The organism is Cellulomonas sp. P4_A2 (assembly GCF_056402515.1).
This window is the reverse complement of record NZ_JBFUHG010000103.1, coordinates 1-458: the sequence shown is the minus strand read 5'-3', so window position 1 is coordinate 458 and position 458 is coordinate 1. Positions and strand designations below refer to the sequence as shown.

At 67.9% G+C, this 458-nt stretch carries 1 protein-coding gene; it reads left to right on the top strand.

What is annotated here, in order from left to right; all coding sequences use genetic code 11:
* Positions 1–149: 149 nt before the first annotated feature.
* Positions 150–458, top strand: a 309-nt coding sequence (locus AC1DUE_RS20295) for a transposase (protein WP_477041208.1), incomplete at its 3' end; no start/stop codon positions are given.

Below are 458 nucleotides of genomic sequence, written 5' to 3'. Positions count from 1 at the left end.
GGCGTGGACATGCCCCAGCCGGCAACCCCGATCCGGCACGTCAGGACCTCTTGGTGCCCAGCCACCTCAAAGCCGTCGTCGGCCGGTCGCGTTGACGACTGCCCCTCTAAGAAGTCATCTCATTTGGTGGGGTCGGTAGGCTGTCGGTCATGGTGGGGATCGTTGAGCGGCTGGTGCCAGACGAGTTGTGGGTGTTGTTTCAGCGCGTGGTGCCGGAGGCGCCGTCGCGGCCTCAGGGTGGTGGACGGCGTCGGCATGGTGATCGTGAGGTGCTGGCCGCGATCGTGTTCGTGGCCACGTCGGGCTGCACGTGGCAGCAGTTGCCCACTGCTTCGTTCGGGCCGTCGGGGGCGACGGCTCATCGGCGTTTCGCCGAGTGGACGAAGGCCAGGGTGTGGGCCAAGCTCCACCGCCTGGTCCTCGACGAGCTCGGGGCCCGCGGCGAGTTGGACTGGTCG